Source organism: Pseudomonas sp. KH_021 (genome assembly GCF_057838865.1).
This window is the reverse complement of sequence record NZ_CM174477.1, coordinates 1,373,466-1,389,025: the sequence shown is the minus strand read 5'-3', so window position 1 is coordinate 1,389,025 and position 15,560 is coordinate 1,373,466. Positions and strand designations below refer to the sequence as shown.

Annotated in this window: 12 protein-coding genes; 4 read left to right on the top strand and 8 right to left on the bottom strand. The window is 61.6% G+C overall.

Translation table 11 applies throughout. The annotated features are described in order from the left end of the window. Nucleotides 1-3 precede the first annotated feature (3 nt). Nucleotides 4-1,056, bottom strand: coding sequence for a DUF2066 domain-containing protein (locus tag AC3IX4_RS06545; protein ID WP_489259775.1), 1,053 nt, complete (start codon nucleotides 1,054-1,056; stop codon nucleotides 4-6). A gap of 348 nt (nucleotides 1,057-1,404) precedes the next feature. Between AC3IX4_RS06545 and purM the strand changes: the two genes are divergently transcribed. Genes purM through AC3IX4_RS06530 form a run of 3 tightly spaced genes read left to right on the top strand, consistent with a single transcriptional unit; the run spans nucleotide 1,405 to nucleotide 3,832 of the window. Next, complete coding sequence (gene purM, locus AC3IX4_RS06540; RefSeq protein ID WP_489259774.1) at nucleotides 1,405-2,463, top strand: phosphoribosylformylglycinamidine cyclo-ligase; 1,059 nt, start codon at nucleotides 1,405-1,407, stop codon at nucleotides 2,461-2,463. Continuing rightward, the gene (gene purN / locus AC3IX4_RS06535; protein WP_489259773.1) at nucleotides 2,463-3,113 is read left to right on the top strand and encodes a phosphoribosylglycinamide formyltransferase; all 651 of its coding nucleotides are present in this window, start codon (nucleotides 2,463-2,465) and stop codon (nucleotides 3,111-3,113) included. Before purM ends, purN begins: the two co-directional genes overlap by 1 nt. An 8-nt stretch (nucleotides 3,114-3,121) precedes the next feature. Then, entirely contained in the window at nucleotides 3,122-3,832 is a 711-nt protein-coding gene (locus AC3IX4_RS06530) for a DUF3108 domain-containing protein (protein ID WP_489259772.1), read from the top strand. Nucleotides 3,833-4,149: 317 nt separating this feature from the next. Here the strand turns inward: AC3IX4_RS06530 and AC3IX4_RS06525 are convergent, their stop codons facing one another. The 7 genes from AC3IX4_RS06525 to AC3IX4_RS06495 form a co-directional block, all read right to left on the bottom strand. Then, on the bottom strand, nucleotides 4,150-4,689 hold the full coding sequence (locus tag AC3IX4_RS06525) for a DUF2058 domain-containing protein (RefSeq protein WP_489259771.1): 540 nt from the start codon (nucleotides 4,687-4,689) through the stop codon (nucleotides 4,150-4,152). A gap of 27 nt (nucleotides 4,690-4,716) precedes the next feature. Further along, entirely contained in the window at nucleotides 4,717-5,550 is an 834-nt protein-coding gene (mazG, locus tag AC3IX4_RS06520) for a nucleoside triphosphate pyrophosphohydrolase (protein WP_489261230.1), read from the bottom strand. A gap of 12 nt (nucleotides 5,551-5,562) precedes the next feature. Further along, complete coding sequence (relA, locus tag AC3IX4_RS06515) at nucleotides 5,563-7,806, bottom strand: GTP diphosphokinase (RefSeq protein WP_489259770.1); 2,244 nt, start codon at nucleotides 7,804-7,806, stop codon at nucleotides 5,563-5,565. Between the two features lie 110 nt (nucleotides 7,807-7,916). Then, nucleotides 7,917-9,272: a 23S rRNA (uracil(1939)-C(5))-methyltransferase RlmD gene (rlmD, locus tag AC3IX4_RS06510; protein WP_489259769.1), complete on the bottom strand. Its 1,356-nt coding sequence runs from the start codon at nucleotides 9,270-9,272 to the stop codon at nucleotides 7,917-7,919. Continuing rightward, nucleotides 9,272-10,174: a cysteine synthase CysM gene (gene cysM / locus AC3IX4_RS06505; RefSeq protein WP_489259768.1), complete on the bottom strand. Its 903-nt coding sequence runs from the start codon at nucleotides 10,172-10,174 to the stop codon at nucleotides 9,272-9,274. Before cysM ends, rlmD begins: the two co-directional genes overlap by 1 nt. 264 nt (nucleotides 10,175-10,438) lie before the next feature. Beyond that, a complete protein-coding gene (locus tag AC3IX4_RS06500; protein WP_489259767.1) occupies nucleotides 10,439-11,809 on the bottom strand; it encodes a histidine kinase sensor domain-containing protein in 1,371 nt (456 codons plus the stop codon). A gap of 1 nt (nucleotide 11,810) precedes the next feature. Then, a complete protein-coding gene (locus AC3IX4_RS06495; protein WP_489259766.1) occupies nucleotides 11,811-12,530 on the bottom strand; it encodes a response regulator transcription factor in 720 nt (239 codons plus the stop codon). A gap of 203 nt (nucleotides 12,531-12,733) precedes the next feature. Between AC3IX4_RS06495 and AC3IX4_RS06490 the strand changes: the two genes are divergently transcribed. Continuing rightward, nucleotides 12,734-15,451: a response regulator gene (locus tag AC3IX4_RS06490; RefSeq protein WP_489261229.1), complete on the top strand. Its 2,718-nt coding sequence runs from the start codon at nucleotides 12,734-12,736 to the stop codon at nucleotides 15,449-15,451. Nucleotides 15,452-15,560 lie beyond the last annotated feature (109 nt).

The window sequence follows — 15,560 nt, the reverse complement described above, 5'->3', positions numbered from 1 at the left end:
GGTTTACCAACGAAAACGCAAGCCAGTGAAAGGTTGCACCGGGGGTGTGACGGGCGCGCCAGTAGCCGCCGTGGCGGGTATGGGAGCCGGCGCAGGTGCCGCTTGGGCTGGCAGTTCCTGCAGTTGAGCCAGGCCCAATTGCGCCCGAAGCTGTTCGGGGCTGGCCGTGACCTGATAGATGATCTTGTCGCCATCGACGCTTTTAAGCCGCGGCCCGAAAGGCTCCAGGGTGCGCCCCAATTGGGCGTAGCGCGCCAGGTTCATCCCTTCGACCTGGATCTTCATTTTGCTGGCGGCGCCGGGCTTGGCGACAAATCGTGGCGCCAGGCGCTGGCTGACCGCGAGCATGACCGCATCGGCCAGTGCGGCTTGATCGGCAGCCTGGACGCTGCCCTGCTCCTTCTGGTCCCCCATCCACAAACGCCATTGGGCGTGCCACTGGTCGTCAGTCTCGGTGGCATGCACCGCCAGCAGGGCGTTGGCGCCGTAGCGCTCGGACGCACTGCGCAGCGGTGCCGGGTCGGTGCCTTCGAGGTTTGGCGCGGTGCCGACCAACTGCTCGCTCAAGTCCGCCAATGGCAGGCGCAATGGCAAGCCACGATGCCGGGCGGCCGTGCGCAGGGGTTCGGCCGCTGACTGGCCGTCACCTACCAGGCTTGAACCGTCGGTGTTGTCATTGAGCCACCAAGCGAGGATCGCCGGCCGATTGTTGCCCCATAGCGCAAGGCCGGCCTTGCGCAGCGCCGCTTCGGTGCTGGCAGGGTCGAAATCGACCTTGAGGGTTTCCGGGGGGCCGGCATCGAAGCCGTAGCGGCTGATGATTTGCTGTGGATCCTTGCGCACGGCGGCAAGGCCTGGGCTATCGAACGCCTTTTCGTCACCGGTCAGGCGCAACACCAGCGTCTGCAAGGCACGCTCGGTGGCCTGGGTGCGCTCCTCCGGGCTTTGCCCGCTGACGGGTTCACTGACCCGATAGAGGTTCTTCAGGGTTTCGGCCTGGCTTGGCAAGGCAAGCAGGGCCAGGCAGCCGAGCAGCAGGTAGTTATACAGTCGCATAGGATTCCCGAGGCAAGAACACGACCCCAAAGGCCGATGACTAAATGAATGACAGGGGCTGGGACCATAGGTTCGCCTGAAACGCTCCATGCGTGCGCAGGTTTTTCGCTCGCAGCACCCTGACTTCTCTTATACCGTCATCAGTATGGCAACCGTGATGAAACTGTAAGACGATATTTTTCTGCCAATACAGCGCCTGCCCGTCGGCCTGAGGATGGTCGCTGCCGGGCAACCCTGTTAAAATCGCGCGCCTTCGCAGACCGGCGACGATCAGGCCTCGGATCACGTTCCGAAAACCCTGGCAAGTCGCGGTCGATTCCCCCCGAATCCCCCCTAAAGGCCTGGATCATGAGCAAGCAACCCTCCCTGAGCTACAAGGACGCCGGTGTAGACATCGACGCCGGTGAAGCATTGGTCGAACGCATCAAAGGCGTCGCCAAGCGCACCGCGCGCCCTGAAGTCATGGGCGGCCTGGGCGGTTTTGGCGCCCTCTGCGAGATCCCGGCCGGCTACAAACAGCCGGTTCTGGTCTCTGGCACCGACGGCGTCGGCACCAAACTGCGCCTGGCCCTGAACCTGAACAAGCACGACACCATCGGCCAGGACCTGGTCGCCATGTGCGTCAACGACCTGGTGGTCTGCGGTGCCGAGCCGCTGTTCTTCCTGGATTACTACGCCACCGGCAAGCTGAACGTCGACACTGCGGCAGATGTGGTCACCGGCATTGGCGCTGGTTGCGAACTGGCTGGCTGCTCGCTGGTCGGCGGTGAAACCGCCGAAATGCCTGGCATGTACGAAGGCGAAGACTACGACCTGGCCGGCTTCTGCGTCGGCGTCGTGGAAAAGGCTGAGATCATCGACGGCTCCAAGGTCGCTACCGGTGACGCACTGATCGCCCTGCCATCGTCCGGCCCGCACTCCAACGGTTACTCGCTGATCCGCAAGATCATCGAAGTGGCCGGTGCCGATATCGAGAACATCCAGCTCGAAGGCAAGCCGCTGACCGAACTGTTGATGGCCCCGACCCGCATCTACGTCAAGCCCTTGCTGCAACTGATCAAGGAAACCGGCGCGGTCAAGGCCATGGCTCACATCACCGGTGGCGGCCTGCTGGACAACATCCCGCGCGTCCTGCCAAAAGGCGCCCAGGCGGTGGTCGACGTGGCCAGCTGGAATCGCCCTGCCGTCTTCGATTGGCTGCAAGCGCAAGGCAACGTTGATGAGACCGAAATGCACCGCGTGCTGAACTGCGGCGTTGGCATGGTTATCTGCGTGGCTCAGGACCAGGTCGATGTCGCCCTGAACTGCCTGCGCGCGGCCGGCGAGCAGCCATGGGTCATCGGCCAAATTGCCGCTGCCGCCGAAGGCGCAGCCCAGGTCGAGCTGAAAAACCTCAAGGCGCACTGATGCCAACACCCTGTGATGTAGTAGTGCTGCTCTCCGGCACTGGTAGCAATCTGCAGGCTCTGATCGACAGCACCCAGGGCGGGGACAATCCCGCCCGCATTCGCGCGGTGATTTCCAACCGCGCCGACGCCTTTGGCCTGCAACGCGCACGCGATGCTGGCATTGAGGCGCGGGTGCTGGACCACAAGGGCTTCGAAGGTCGCGAAGCCTTCGACGCCGCCTTGATGGCACTGATCGACGAGTTCTCGCCCAAACTGGTGGTACTGGCCGGCTTCATGCGCATTCTCAGCGCAGAGTTCGTGCGCCACTATCAAGGCCGCCTGCTGAATATCCATCCCTCCTTGCTGCCCAAATACAAAGGCCTGCACACCCATCAGCGGGCGCTGGACGCCGGCGACCGGGAGCATGGCTGCAGCGTGCATTTCGTCACCGAGGAACTCGATGGCGGGCCGCTGGTCGTACAGGCAGTAGTTGCTGTAGAGCTGGATGACACTGCCCAAAGCCTCGCCCAGCGAGTCCATGGCCAGGAGCACCAGATCTATCCGCTGGCCGTGCGCTGGTTTGCCGAAGGTCGATTGAGCCTGGGTGAACAAGGTGCAATATTGGACGGGCAGCCCCTGCCTGCCAGCGGCCACTTGATTCGACCCTAGGAGAAATTATGCGTCGCGCCCTGCTCTTTGCTCTTGCTTTGCTCGCATTGCCCATCCACGCGGCCGATTTGAAGCCATTCGCAGCCAGCTATACGGCGGATTGGAAACAGCTGCCCATGAGCGGCACTGCCGAGCGCAGCCTGAAGCAGAACACCGATGGCACCTGGACCTTGAACTTCAAGGCCTCGATGATGATCGCCAGCCTCACCGAAGAAAGTAAGCTGCGCCAGGACAAGGACACCTTGCTGCCGCAGAGCTACCACTTCGAACGCAGCGGTCTGGGCAAGGCCAAGAAGATCGACCTGGATTTTGACTGGTCGTCGAAAATGATCACCGGCACCGACCGTGGCGACGCGGTGAAGATCCCGCTCAACCGCGGCATCCTCGACAAGTCGACCTATCAGTTGGCGCTGCAACATGACGTGGCTGCTGGCAAGAAAAGCATGAGCTACCAGGTGGTCGACGGTGACGAACTGGACACCTATGACTTCCGCGTCCTGGGCGTCGAGAAGGTCGACACCCAGGCCGGCCAGGTAGAGGCGACCAAGGTCGAGCGCGTTCGCGACCCGACACAAAGCAAGCGCATTACCGTGCTGTGGTTTGCCAAGGACTGGGACTACCTGCTGGTTCGCCTGCAACAGGTCGAAACCGACGGCAAGGAATACAACATCATGCTCAAAGACGGTACGGTGGATGGCAAGTCTGTGAAAGGCAGCTAATACCGCGGTGCGGCCATCGCGGCCAAGGCCGGCTCCTACAAAAACAAAACCCCGCCCTCGTGCGGGGTTTTGTTTTTCCTGCCGGGGTGTAGGAGCAGAGCTTGCTCGCGATGGCATCGCCGCGTTTTTTTAGACAGACCGCAGCGATGCTATCGCGAGCAAGCTCTGCTCCTACACCATTCCCATCCCGCGTCAGGGCTTAGAGCCCCCGTGAAGTTTCATGAAAGAAGTTTTATCGGCCAAGCATTTACTTAGGCAAACGGTCCCAGCCACATCACCCCCAATAACGAAAAACCCCGCCTAGGCGGGGTTTTGCTTTACCACATCAGATCATCGGGGATCTGGTAGGCCGCGTACGGATCATCGGCATCCGGCTCTTCAACCTGGGTATTGAGTTGCACGATACGCTCAGGTGCGCGCTCCTGAATCTTCAGCGCGGCTTCCCGAGGGATGACTTCGTAGCCACCGCCGTGGTGGACGATCGCCAGCGAGCCGCTCGCCAACTTACTGCGCATCAGGGCGTTGACCGACAGGCGCTTGACCTTTTTGTCGTCGACGAAGTTGTAGTAGTCCTCGGTGTTCAGCTTAGGCAGACGCGACACTTCGATCAGTTGCTTGACCTGGGCGGCACGGGCCTTTTGCTCGGCCTTTTCCTGTTGCTGGCGGTTGAGCTCCTGATCACGCTTGGCCTTTTCGGCCATGGCTTCCTTGGCCAGGCGCTGCTGGGTGTCGTCGACTTCGACCTGGCCCTTATGCTCCAGGCGCTTTTGTTTCTTTTGGTCCTTGCTGACTTGCTTGACCTGCTTTTGGTTGACCAGGCCGGCTTTCAGCAACTGGTCACGAAGGGAAAGGCTCATGGATGCTCACTCACTTAATGCAACGGCTCAGCCGCAGCTGGGCAGATTCTTTTCCTGGCGTTTGGCTTCGCCCCACAGAGCGTCCAAATCTTCGAGGGTGCAATCTTCAATCGGACGACCCAGGTCGCGCAATGCCTGTTCGATAAATCGGAAGCGTCTTTCGAACTTGCCATTGGCGCCACGCAGGGCCGTTTCGGGGTCAATCTTCAGGTGCCGGGCCAGATTGACCGTGGCAAACAGCAGGTCTCCGACCTCATCGGCCAGGGCCGCTTGATCGCCGTCGGCCATGGCCTGGAGCACTTCATCGAGCTCTTCGCGGACCTTGTCCAGTACCGGCAGCGCGTCTGGCCAGTCGAAACCGACCTGCGCTGCGCGCTTTTGCAACTTGGCGGCGCGCGAGAGCGACGGCAAGGTGACCGGTACATCGTCGAGCAATGACAACTGTTCGGGGGCCGCGGCCTTTTCGGCGCGCTCCTGGGCCTTGATCTCTTCCCAGCGCTGCTTGACCTGTTCTTCACTCAGGCGCGGGGTGTCTTCTGGGGCATACAGCTCGCCAGTCGGGAACACATGGGGGTGTCGACGGATCAGCTTGCGGGTGATGCTGTCGATCACCCCGGCAAATTCAAAGCGCCCTTCTTCCTGGGCCAGTTGGGCGTAATAGACCACCTGGAACAACAGGTCGCCCAACTCACCTTGCAGATGCTCGAAATCCCCCCGCTCGATGGTGTCGGCCACTTCGTAGGCTTCTTCCAGGGTATGCGGCACGATGCTCGCGTAATTTTGCTTGAGGTCCCACGGGCAGCCGTACTGCGGGTCACGCAGACAGGCCATCAGGTGCAGCAAGTCTTCGAGGTTGTACATCATTGGCTCTCGTTACGGCGTGCGGTTGCGCTTGGTTTCGATGACGTTCGGCAGCTGCGTGATACGTCCCAGCAAGCGCCCCAATGCGTCCAGGCCCGGAATCTCGATGGTCAGCGACATCAGGGCAGTGTTGTCTTCCTTGTTCGAGCGGGTGTTGACCGCCAGTACGTTGATGCGCTCATTGAGCAGCACCTGGGAGACGTCACGCAGCAGGCCGGAACGGTCGTAGGCGCGGATCATGATGTCGACCGGGTAGGTCTGCACCGGCACCGGCCCCCAGCTTACCTGGATGATTCGCTCAGGCTCACGCCCGCCCAGTTGCAGCACCGAGGCGCAGTCCTGGCGGTGAATGGTCACGCCACGGCCCTGGGTGATATAGCCAACAATCGCATCGCCTGGCAATGGCTGGCAGCAACCGGCCATTTGCGTGAGCAGGTTGCCAACGCCCTGGATCTGGATATCGCCCCGCTTGCCGGGCCTGTAGCCCTTGGCCTGGCGCGGAATCAGCTCCAGTTGCTCGTTGCCACGCTCAGGTTCGACCAGTTGCTGGGCGGCGTTGACCAGATGGGCCAGGCGCAAATCGCCCGCCCCAAGCGAGGCGAACATGTCTTCGGCAGCGCGCTGATTGACTTTTTCGGCCAGGCGCTCGAAGTCTACCTGCGGCAAGCCCAGGCGGTTGAGTTCACGTTCCAGCAAGGTCTTGCCGGCCGCAACGTTTTGGTCGCGCGCCTGCAGCTTGAACCAATGCACGATCTTGGCCCGGGCGCGTGAGGTGGTCACGTAGCCCAGGTTGCTGTTGAGCCAGTCGCGGCTTGGGTTGCCGTGCTTGCTGGTGATGATCTCGACTTGCTCACCGGTCTGCAGGCTGTAGTTCAACGGCACGATCCGCCCGTTGATCTTCGCACCCCGGCAGTTGTGGCCGATTTCGGTGTGCACCCGGTAGGCGAAGTCCAGCGGCGTGGCGCCTTTGGGCAGGTCGATGGCATGGCCATCGGGGGTGAACACGTAGACCCGGTCCGGCTCGATATCGACCCGCAGTTGTTCGGCCAGGCCACCGATATCGCCCAGCTCCTCGTGCCACTCGAGCACCTGACGCAGCCAGGAAATTTTCTCTTCGTAGTGGTTGGAGCTCTGCTTGACGTCAGTGCCCTTGTAGCGCCAGTGCGCGCAGACTCCCAGCTCCGCCTCCTCATGCATGGCATGGGTACGAATCTGCACTTCCAACACCTTGCCCTCAGGCCCGATGACCGCAGTGTGCAATGAGCGGTAGCCGTTTTCCTTGGGGTTGGCGATGTAGTCGTCAAACTCCTTGGGGATGTGTCGCCACAAGGTGTGGACGATACCGAGCGCGGTGTAGCAGTCGCGCATTTCCGGCACCAACACACGCACAGCGCGAACGTCGTAGATCTGGCTGAACTCCAGGCCCTTGCGCTGCATTTTGCGCCAGATCGAATAGATGTGCTTGGCCCGACCGCTGATGTCGGCCTTGACCCCGGTGGCCAGCAGCTCGTTCTGCAACTGGGTCATCACTTCGCTGATAAAGCGCTCGCGATCCAGCCGGCGTTCATGAAGGAGCTTGGCGATCTGCTTGTATTGATCGGGCTCCAGGTAGCGGAAAGACAGGTCTTCAAGTTCCCACTTGATATGACCGATCCCCAGTCGGTGAGCCAATGGTGCGTAGATATCAAAGACTTCGCGAGCGACCCGGTGGCGCTTCTCGTCATCGGCACTCTTTACCGCGCGGATGGCGCAGGTGCGTTCGGCCAGCTTGATCAGCGCCACGCGAACGTCATCGACCATCGCCACCAGCATCTTGCGCAGGTTTTCGACCTGCACCTGCGAGCCCAGCACCAGTGACTGGCGCGGGCTCAGGCTGGCGCTGATGGCCGCCATGCGCAGCACGCCGTCGATCAGCTTGGACACCACGTTCCCAAAGCGCTGGCCGACTTCGGCCAGGGTCACTTTGCCTTCGCGTACCGAGCGGTAAATGATGGCCGCGACCAAAGAGTCCTGGTCGAGCTTGAGGTCGGCCAGGATCTCGGCAATTTCGAGCCCAGCCTGGAAGCTGCTGGTTCCGTCGGCCCAGGAATGTTTAGCCAAATTGCCTTGGGTCTCGACCTGCTGAGCGAACTCGCAAGCCGTTTTCAATGCTGCCCGGTCCAGCGCCAGATCGACACTGACGACATGGTCTAGCCATGCATCGAGATTGATACTGCCGTCGTTGTTAACCGGCTGGTGTACTCTCACCTGTACCATCTTGCTTACCTTCCCTACGGCGCTTTGCGCTGCGCCTGAAGTCGCTGGCTAGACCTCTGCTGGCCGGCAGGGGCCGCGCATTTGCGCGCCAGTCGGATTAGACGAGCGTCCTAGCTCGCTTCAAATAAAGCCATCGCCTCGACATGCGCTGTCTGCGGGAACATGTCGAGGATTCCGGCACGCTTCAACCGGTAGCCCTGCCTGTACAATTCGACTGCGTCGCGAGCCAAAGTTGCCGGATTGCAGGACACATAAACCAACCGTTTGGCACCCAGCGAGACAATGTTTCGAACCACTTCGAACGCACCATCGCGAGGTGGATCCAAGAGTACCGCACAAAAGCCTTCTTTGGCCCAGGCGGCGCTCGCCAGAGGCTGGGATAAATCGGCCTGAAAAAATCGGGCGTTATTCACATTGTTGCTGGCCGCATTCTGCGCGGCGCGCTCGACCATGGTCGCCACACCTTCGACCGCCACCACTTCACGGGCGCGTTGCGCCAGGGGCAAGGCAAAGTTGCCCAACCCACAAAACAGGTCGAGCACCCGCTCATCGGCCTTGGGTGCCAGCCAGTCCAGCGCCTGGGCAATCATGTCGGTGTTGACCTGGGCGTTGACCTGGACGAAATCTCCTGGCCGATAGGCCAGCGTCAAGCCCCACGGTTCCAGTTCAAAACCTAAGCGTTGCTCGGCATCGGCAGGCTCGGGTTCGCCCTCGCCCTGCAGCCAGAGCTGCACATTTTGCTCACTGCAAAACGCATCAAGCCGTGCGCGATCGACATCCGCCAAGGGCGCGGTATGGCGCACCAGCAATGCCAAGGCGGTGCCGGCAAACAACTCGACATGGCCGATCACCTGCGGCTTGGCGAACCCACCCAGCAGCGCCGGCAATTGGCGCATGATCGGTTGCAAGGGTTGTACCAGCACCGGGCAATCGTTGATAGCGACGATGTCTTGGCTCGACGCAGCGCGAAATCCGACTTCAAGCGCACGGCGCTTGGGGTTCCAGCGCACCGCCACGCGGGCGCGCCGCCGGTAGCCGAATTCGGCGCCCTGCAAGGGTGCCACCCACTCTTCGGGTTCGATGCCCGCCACCCTCGACAACTGCTCGGCGAGCATGCGCTGTTTCAGGGCAACCTGTTCGCCATGAGGCACATGTTGAAGGCTGCAGCCCCCACAGGTGCCGGCATGGGCGCAGGGTGCCGGGCGGCGCAGGGCGCTGGCCGTGAATACTCGCTCTACGCGCGCGTCGACGACTTTGCCGTGGGCATTGAGCACCCGGGCTTCGATTTCTTCACCGGCCAAGGCGCCGGCGACAAACCAGGTGCGACCGTCGACAAAGGCGACACCACGACCGTCACCGGCCAGGCGCTCGATGGTCAGGCGCTGCTTCTTGCCCGCGGGAATCGCCGGTGCGCGGCTACCGCCTGCCGGCTGGAAACGCAGGCCGGATGCTTGTTTCTTGGCCATCAGTTGGGTGCGTCGAACAGGCCGGTCGACAGGTAACGGTCGCCCCGGTCGCAGATGATCGCAACGATCACTGCATTTTCCACTTCACGCGAAAGGCGCAACGCCGCCGCCACCGCACCACCGGAAGACACACCACAGAAAATGCCTTCTTCACGGGCCAGGCGACGCATGACATCTTCGGCTTCGGCCTGGGACATATCCACGATACGGTCCACGCGCTCGGCCTCGAAAATGGTCGGCAGGTATTCTTCAGGCCAGCGGCGGATCCCAGGAATGGCAGCGCCTTCCATCGGCTGCAGGCCGACGATCTGGACTTCGGGATTCTGCTCTTTCAGGTAGCGGGACACGCCCATGATGGTGCCGGTGGTGCCCATGGAACTGACGAAATGGGTGATGCTGCCTTCAGTCTGGCGCCAGATTTCAGGGCCTGTGCCGACGTAATGGGCTTCTGGGTTATCACCGTTGCCGAACTGGTCGAGTACCTTGCCACGGCCTTCGGCCTGCATCCGCTCAGCCAGGTCGCGAGCGCCTTCCATGCCTTCTTCCTTGCTGACCAGGATCAGCTCGGCGCCGTAGGCGGTCATTGCCGCCTTGCGTTCGGCAGTGGAGTTGTCGGGCATGATCAGGACCATCTTGTAACCCTTGATCGCCGCGGCCATGGCCAAGGCGATCCCGGTGTTGCCGGAGGTCGCTTCGATCAGGGTATCGCCAGGCACGATCTGGCCGCGGGATTCGGCACGACTGATCATCGACAACGCCGGGCGGTCCTTGACGGACCCTGCGGGGTTGTTGCCTTCGAGTTTCAGGAGGATGGTGTTGCTGGTTTCACCGGGCAAGCGTTGCAGGCGGACCAGAGGCGTGTTGCCGACGCAATCGGCGATGGTTGGGTACTGCAGGGTCATGGCGTATTCGCAATCCAGACTGCGGGGGTGCCCTATCATACCGGCAAACGCGCGCGGCCCATATCACGCAAAGTAAGGGTGTTATGGCTGTTGGCTATAAGCCACCCCTCTATCCTTACCTGCCTGTACTGCACTGGGCTGGGGATTGTAATTGTAATTGTAGGAGCAGACCTTGGTCGCGATGGCGTCACCGCGGTCTATCTGGCATACCCAACGCGGTTTCCCGATGAACCGCGGTGATGCCATCGCGACCAAGGTCTGCTCCTACAATCCACCCAATCCGCCCAAGTCAGTGTCGACCGCACACAGGCGCATGTTCAGGCGCAGGCCCACGCTGGTGTTCTGCGCCCATAAAGTTCCGCCCTGGCGCTGCAAGGCATTACGCGCGATGCTCAAGCCCAGGCCGAAACCGCCATCGCCAGGGCGCGAGCCGTCCAGTCGGGTGAAGGGGTCGAAAATGCGCTCAAGTTCGATTTCGGCCACGCCTCCACCCTGATCCTCCAGCCACAAGAACCAGTGCTCGCCATGACGACGGCCATCCAGGCGTACGATGCCGTGTGGCGGCGAATGACGGATGGCATTGCGCAGAATGTTTTCCAGCGCCTGGGCCAGGCTGTTGAGGTTGCCCTGGACCCAGCATGAGGTGTCCAGCGCGCAGTGCAGTTGCGCCGCTGGCCAGCCGGTTTCATAGCAGGCGTTTTCGCAGAGCATGTCCCAGAGTGCCGGCACTTCGATGGACTCTTTGGCCAACGGTGCGCGCTCGGTGTCCAGCCAGGCCAGTTGCAGGGTGTCATCGACCAGACGCTGCATGCCGTTGATTTCGCGCTCCAAACGCTCGCGCAGACGCTGGGCTTCCCCTTCGGTTTCGCAGGCCACTCGCAGGCGGCTCAAGGGCGTACGCAATTCATGGGACAGGTCGCGCAGCAATTGTTGTTGCAGGGCCACCGTGCTTTGAAGGCGCTCGGACATTTGGTCGAAGGCCCGTGCCAATTCACCCAACTCATCGGCACGCCGGGTTGTCACGGCAGGTACGCGGGCGGTGAGCTGGTCGGCGCGCCAGGCATTGGCCTGCTCGCGCAACTGATTGAGCGGCACGATCAGGACGCGGTAAAGCCCCATGCAGAACAACAAGGTGAAGACGCCTGGAATCACACCATTGGTGATCACTTTCCAGACCAGCGCATAACGCCCAGGACGAAAACGCTCTGGCAATTGCATCACCAGGCTGCCCGCCGAGGGGTCCTGGGGAAAGGGTATTTTCAGCCACGGCAAACCCCTGGAACGGCGGCTGACGGGCCAATCCAGGTGACGAAGAAAGGTCAGGCGCTGGGTTTCATCTGGCGACAGCGGTTGGCTGCTGAGCGATTGCAGGTCGCTGCCGACCAGTGCGACCCCACCCCTCTCACGCTTGCCAACCTCCTCAAGCCAAGCATCGGCCCCCGCCTGCCGACCATTGCGCCAAGCCTGCTCGGCGCTGGCCGCGTAGTCGCTCAGTGCGTCGCGTGCCTCGCGGGACAGGAAGGCGTTCTGCACTTCCATATAGCGGCCCCACGACCAGCTTAGCCAGATCATCAGCAAGCAAAAGCCCACCAAGAGGATGGCCAGTTTCCAGAATAACGATTGTTTTCCCGGCACCTCAGGCTTCCGGCTCGCTGGCGCTGAGCACGTAGCCCTTGCCCCAGACCGTACGCAATTGACGCTCCAGGTAGCCGATGGCCTTGAGCTTGCGACGAATCTGGCTGACGTGCATGTCCAGGCTGCGGTCGTGCTGCACATAACCGCGCTGCAACACATGCTGATAAAGGAATGGCTTGCTCAGCACTTCGTCGCCGTGGCGGTTGAGCACATCCAGCAGGCGAAACTCGCTGGGGGTCAGCCCTGCCCAACGACTTTCAAGACACACATCGCACGCCTGCTCATCAAACCGCAACCCGCCCGATTCGACGCGGGCGGGCTGCCCATGACGACGTTCCAGGGCAACCCGGCGCAGAATCGCTTCGACACGCACGTGCAGCTCGACCATGCTAAAGGGCTTGGGCAGGTAGTCGTCGGCACCGCGGCGAAAGCCGGTAATACGATCAGCCTCGGCGCCCAGGGCCGACATCAGAATCACCGGCGTGGCACTGCTCTCGCGCAATTGCTGCAGGACATCCAGGCCGTTCATACCGGGCAGCAGAATGTCCATCAACACCAGATCAAAATTGCCACGCTCGGCCATGGCAAGCCCTTCCCGGCCATTCTGGCACCAGGTGACCTCAAAGCCACAGCGGCCCAGTTGGTCGTGCACAAAGGCACCGAGTACCGGATCGTCTTCGATGGCAAGGATATTGGGAGTACTGACCGTTATGGGAGTCATTAGCGCACGCGATTCATTCTCAGTCGCGACATAGTGAACATAACCGTGCCATACAGCAACCCAGGCCGACAAAAGCGCTTACAAAGGGTGCAATGACAACACAGTCGCTGTAATTTCCCGCTAGGGTTGCCAGCCGTGTTCTGGCGCAGCCAATGCGGACAGGAGTGTGGTGTGTGAAAAAACTGGGGATCAAGGGCCGGGTCATGTTGCTGGCGTTGTTACCAGCCAGCCTGATAGCCCTGGTACTGGGGGGGTATTTCACCTGGGCGCAATTGTCTGAGTTCAAGGCCCAACTGCTGCAGCGTGGCAAAATGATCACCGAGCAGCTCGCCCCGATGGCAGCACCCGCCCTGGCGAATAAGAATAGCGCCCAACTGGCGCGTATCGCGGCCCAGGCACTGGAGCAAGCCGACGTACGCGCGGTCACGTTCCTGGATACCAATCGCGGCACCCTCGGCCACGCAGGCCCCAGTATGCTCAACCCGGCGCCCAGCGGCGGCGGTGTCTTGTTGTTACAGCGCAGTGGCAGCGATGCCACCCGTTACCTGCAACCGGTGTTCGGCCATCATCGCGATTTGGCCGGCGAACGAATCCCCAACGAAACCGACCTGTTGCTCGGCTGGGTGGAAGTGGAGCTGTCGCACAATGGCACCTTGCTGCGCGGCTATCGCAGCCTGTTCGCCAGCCTGATGCTGATCGGATTCGGCCTGATTGCCACCGCAGGCCTGGCACTGCGCATGAGCCGCAGCATCAACGCGCCGATCAGCCAGATCAAGGACGCCGTGACCCAGCTTCGGGACGGCAACCTGGAAAAGCGCCTGCCATTATTCGGTAACCCGGAGCTCGATCAGTTGGCCTACGGTATCAATCGCATGGCCGAAACCCTGCAGAACGCCCAGGAAGAACTGCAACACAGCATCGACCAGGCTACCGAGGACGTACGCCAGAACCTGGAAACCATCGAGATCCAGAACATCGAACTGGACCTGGCCCGTAAAGAAGCGCTGGAGGCCAGCCGGATCAAGTCTGAATTTTTGGCCAACATGAGCCACGAGATCCGCACACCGCTCAATGGCATCCTGGGTTTCACTCATCTGCTGCAAAAAAGCGAGCTCACGCCGCGCCAACTCGATTACCTGGGCACCATCGAAAAATCCGCCGACAGCCTGCTGGGGATCATCAATGAGATTCTCGACTTCTCCAAAATCGAGGCTGGCAAGCTGGTGCTCGACAGTATCCCGTTCAATTTGCGTGACCTGCTGCAAGATACGCTGACCATCCTCGCCCCGGCCGCCCATGCCAAACAGCTGGAGCTGGTCAGCCTGGTGTACCGCGACACACCATTGGCCTTGATCGGCGACCCGCTGCGGCTCAAACAGATCCTGACCAACCTGGTCAGCAACGCCATCAAGTTCACCCGCGAGGGCACTATCGTTGCTCGCGCCATGCTTGAAGATGAACATGAAGACAGCGTGCAATTGCGCATCAGTGTGCAGGACACCGGCATCGGCCTGACGCCCCAGGATGTGCGCAACCTGTTCCAGGCCTTCAGCCAGGCCGACAACTCGCTGTCTCGCCAACCTGGAGGGACGGGGCTGGGGCTGGTGATTTCCAAGCGCCTGATCGAGCAGATGGGCGGCGAAATCGGCGTCGACAGCACGCCCGGGGAAGGCTCGCAATTCTGGATCAGCCTGCGCCTGCCCAGAGCCCGCGAAGATGCCGAAGACTTGCCAGTGCCGAACCTTGTGGGGCGCCGAATCGCCATTGTCGACAGCCATGAATTGGCGCGCCAGGCCCTGCAACATCAATTGGAAGATTGCGGCTTGCAGGTCAGCGTCTTCGCCACCGTGGAGCACCTGCTCAAACAAGTGGTGAGCGACCGTGCCAGCGAAACACCGTTTGAACTGGCGGTACTGGGTATCACGGTGTATGAAATGCCCCCTGAGCGCCTCAGCCAGCACCTGCACACCCTTGAGCAGCAAGGCTGCAAGCCGCTGGTGTTGTGCCCGACCACTGAGCAGGCGTTGTTGCACCCGTATGTCCCCAATGCCCACAGCCAACTTCAAGCCAAGCCTGCCTGCACGCGCAAACTGCGCCGCAGCCTGATGGAATTGACCGTACCGCGCCGTGCCATTGGCCAGCCTGACCAGGATCACGGCACGGTAGCGCACGTGTTGTGCGTGGACGACAACCCGGCCAACCTGCTGCTGGTGCAAACCCTGCTGGAAGATCTCGGTGCCCGGGTGCTGGCCGTCGACAGCGGCTTTGCGGCCGTCTCAGCGGTGCAGCAGGATCGTTTTGACTTGATTCTGATGGACGTGCAGATGCCCGGCATGGACGGTCGCCAGACCACCGAGGCGATCCGCCGCTGGGAAACCACCCAGTCGAGCGCGCCCGTCCCCATTGTGGCCCTGACCGCCCATGCCATGGCCAACGAAAAGCGCGCCTTGCTGCACAGCGGCATGGACGACTACCTGACCAAGCCGATCAGCGATCGCCAGTTAGCTCAGGTGGTGCTCAAATGGACCGGTCTGAACCTGGGCGGCCAGCGCGGCGAGAGAATGGGCGAACCGCTTGAGCACAATGGCATGGTGCAGGTGCTCGATCACGATGAGGGCTTGCGCCTGGCCGCCGGCAAGGCCGATCTGGCGGCGGACATGCTGGCCATGTTGCTGGCTTCGCTTGAAGCTGACCGCGAAGCCATCCGCAGCGCCTGGGAGTCCGGCGACCGCACCGCCACTATCGAACGTGTCCACCGCCTGCATGGCGCCACGCGTTACTGCGGCGTACCGCAGCTGCGAGCAGCCTGCCAGCGCAGTGAAACGCTGCTCAAGCAAGATGACCCGGACGCAACCGAAGCCCTCGCCGAGCTCGACCAGGCCATCGCCCGATTGGCGATGCAGGCACGGGTGGGTGCCTGAACCACCCCCGCGCCCTGGTACCTCGCGATGGCAACCCCTCGGTCTCAGCACTTTGCGGTGCTCATGCTGACGTCATCGCGAGCAAGCTCGGCTCCTACCCGCCAGTTGA

Coding starts and splice junctions, on each gene's coding strand:
- AC3IX4_RS06545 (WP_489259775.1), bottom strand. CDS start 1,056: ATGCGACTGTATAACTACCTGCTGCTCGGCTGCCTGGCCCTGCTTGCC.
- purM (WP_489259774.1), top strand. CDS start 1,405: ATGAGCAAGCAACCCTCCCTGAGCTACAAGGACGCCGGTGTAGACATC.
- purN (WP_489259773.1), top strand. CDS start 2,463: ATGCCAACACCCTGTGATGTAGTAGTGCTGCTCTCCGGCACTGGTAGC.
- AC3IX4_RS06530 (WP_489259772.1), top strand. CDS start 3,122: ATGCGTCGCGCCCTGCTCTTTGCTCTTGCTTTGCTCGCATTGCCCATC.
- AC3IX4_RS06525 (WP_489259771.1), bottom strand. CDS start 4,689: ATGAGCCTTTCCCTTCGTGACCAGTTGCTGAAAGCCGGCCTGGTCAAC.
- mazG (WP_489261230.1), bottom strand. CDS start 5,550: ATGTACAACCTCGAAGACTTGCTGCACCTGATGGCCTGTCTGCGTGAC.
- relA (WP_489259770.1), bottom strand. CDS start 7,806: ATGGTACAGGTGAGAGTACACCAGCCGGTTAACAACGACGGCAGTATC.
- rlmD (WP_489259769.1), bottom strand. CDS start 9,272: ATGGCCAAGAAACAAGCATCCGGCCTGCGTTTCCAGCCGGCAGGCGGT.
- cysM (WP_489259768.1), bottom strand. CDS start 10,174: ATGACCCTGCAGTACCCAACCATCGCCGATTGCGTCGGCAACACGCCT.
- AC3IX4_RS06495 (WP_489259766.1), bottom strand. CDS start 12,530: ATGACTCCCATAACGGTCAGTACTCCCAATATCCTTGCCATCGAAGAC.
- AC3IX4_RS06490 (WP_489261229.1), top strand. CDS start 12,734: ATGTTGCTGGCGTTGTTACCAGCCAGCCTGATAGCCCTGGTACTGGGG.